Origin of the sequence: Streptomyces sp. CBMA123 (assembly GCF_014596465.1) — a bacterium.
Lineage (GTDB): Bacteria > Actinomycetota > Actinomycetes > Streptomycetales > Streptomycetaceae > Kitasatospora.
In genome coordinates this window covers 1-2,352 of record NZ_MECK01000433.1, presented here as the reverse complement: position 1 = coordinate 2,352, position 2,352 = coordinate 1, and the positions used below count along the sequence as shown (strand labels likewise).

Below are 2,352 nucleotides of genomic sequence, written 5' to 3'. Positions count from 1 at the left end.
CTGCTCGGCGCCCGGTACTTCGCCGAGGCCGCCGGGGGCGCCACCGGCGACGCCGGGGCCCGCGCCCTGCTGGCGGCGCACGCCGCGGAGCTCGTGCTGGTCGAGTGCGCGGACATCGCCGTCCCGGACGACCTGGACACCCCCGCCGACCTGGCACGCTGGTCGGCCGGCTGACCGTCGTCCGTACGCCGACCGCACATCCTCCCTGCGGAGGGTCCGGCCTCGCTCCGCCCGGTCACCGGCCCCTGATCCATCCCTGAGGATTGCCCCATTCCGCGCCCAGGACCGGACGTTTCGGGGAGCATGGGAAGCACCCACCCACCCCACACCGACGGACGGAGCCCGCGATGGCAGGACTGCCCGACGACTTCACCGGACACGACCCCGCGCGGCCAGGGCCGGGGGCGGGCGGTGGCGCCCGGGCGATCCGCTGCCCCGCCTGCCGCCGCGAGCACCTGTACGAGCCGCCGTCGCTGCCCTGCCCGTGCGGCGCCTCGCTGAAGGTGCCGCTGCTGCGCGGCGGGGTCCCGGTGCAGGTGCGGTTCCGGTCCTGGGAGGACTCCTGGCTGAGCATGCGCTGCCCGCACTGCGGCCGCTCCGACCAGTGGCCGCAGCCCGAGTTCACCTGCAACTGCGGCGCCACCGTCCGGCTCCCGGTGGACCGCACCACCCGGCTGAGCGGCGGTACGGCCGGCCCGCTCGCCTCCCCCGGACCGCAGGCCGCCCGCCCGTACCCGGCCCACCCGGTCAACGCCCCGGCGCCCACCCCGCCCGCGCCGCCCGGCGGCTCCGCGGGCCGCTCCCGCCCGTTCCGCCACCGCGCCCCGTTCCGCCCCCACCCGGTGCGCACCTCGCAGGACGCGGTGTTCACCGCCGCCCGCTACCTGGAGTGGCTGGGCTTCGACGACCTGGAGCTGACCGAGGCCCAGGAGCGCGACGGGGTCACCCTGCTGGGCGGCCGGATGGTCGCCCAGGTGGACACCTGGACCGAGCCCGCCGACGTGAAGTCCGTCGAGTGCCTGTGGCTGCAGACCCTGCACGCCGAGGAGATGGCCGCCGCCATGTTCACCCTGGCCGGCTACTCCCACCAGGCCACCGTGCGCGGCGAGCAGCTGCTGGTGGCCCTGTTCAGCCTGGACCTGGCCGGGGTGCCGCAGCCCGCCAACGGCGCCGCCGAGGCCCTGATGGAGACCGGCTGGACCTCCTGACCCGGTGGCGGCGCGCCCGCGCGCTCCACTAGATCATCCGCCCGGCAAAAGCAACAACCTCCGCTCGTGATCTGGTGCACAAGCTCACCCCCGTGTTGAATTGCCGCCACAGCGTGGGCCTTTCGCCCTGCCGCCGCCATGCCGTCGTGCCGCCGTCGCGCTGCGAACGGTCGCGGACGGCAGGGCTTCAGGGGGAGGTCCACGTCCTGCTGGATGGCGCACACAAGGAGGTGGCGTTGTCGGAGCACGGATGGAACCCGAGTGACCCGGAGGGGCGGGGGCGGGCGGCAGCGGGGGAACCGGGCGACACCGTGTGGCGGCTGCGCTCCCGGGGGTGCTGGCAGGAGGCCGCCGAACTGCTGCGTCCCGCCGCCGAGAACGACCCGGCCGTCGCCCTGGCACGGGCCGAACTCCTCATCGAACAGTGCCTGTTCACCGCGTCCCAGTGGACCCAGGCGGAACAGGCGCTACGACTGGCCGAGGCCCTGGCGGAGGGCACCGAACAGCGCGCCACCGCCGCCTGCGCCCGCGGCTTCCTCGCCTACCTGGCCAGCGTGCTCGGCTCGCGCGACCGGCTGGACGAGGCCCAGGCCGCACTCGGCCGCACCTCGGCCCTGCTGCCGCCGGACGCACCGGGCCGCCCGCTGCTGGACTTCCGGCGCGGACTGGTCGCCGAGAACCTGCTGCGCGACCGCGGCGCCGCCTGGATCGCCTACCGCCGGGCGCACGAGGGCGCCGGGGAGCGCGGGGACGAACTGCTGCGCTCCTACACCTGGCGGCACCTGGCCGCGCTGGCACTCTCCCGCGGGGAGCACAGCAACGCCCGGGAGGGCTTCGACGCCTCACTGCGGCTGCGCGAGCAGCTCGGCTTCACAGTGGGGGTGGCGCCGGCGCTCGCCGCGCTCGCCGAGGTGTCCGAACCCGCCGAGGCGGCGCGGCTGCGCGCCGAGGCAGCCCGGCTGGTGCACGCCCTGGGCGGGGTGCCGGTCTGGCTCGCGCGCCAGCTGGGGCGTGCGCCGGGGCCTCCCCCGGACGGACGCGTCACCCGCGAGACCAGGGGAACAATCAGCTAAGGTGAGCCTTACCTGTCCGGGGTGAGCAGTGCCCCGGACAGGTCGCCTTGCTGTTCCCCGGGCACCGTCAT

At 75.8% G+C, this 2,352-nt stretch carries 2 protein-coding genes; both read left to right on the top strand.

The features are described 5' to 3' along the window. The first annotated feature begins 347 nt into the window (after positions 1 to 347). Positions 348 to 1,208: a hypothetical protein gene (locus BG452_RS32740; protein ID WP_223243067.1), complete on the top strand. Its 861-nt coding sequence runs from the start codon at positions 348 to 350 to the stop codon at positions 1,206 to 1,208. Positions 1,209 to 1,444: 236 nt separating this feature from the next. Next, on the top strand, positions 1,445 to 2,281 hold the full coding sequence (locus BG452_RS32735; protein WP_411293056.1) for a hypothetical protein: 837 nt from the start codon (positions 1,445 to 1,447) through the stop codon (positions 2,279 to 2,281). Positions 2,282 to 2,352 lie beyond the last annotated feature (71 nt).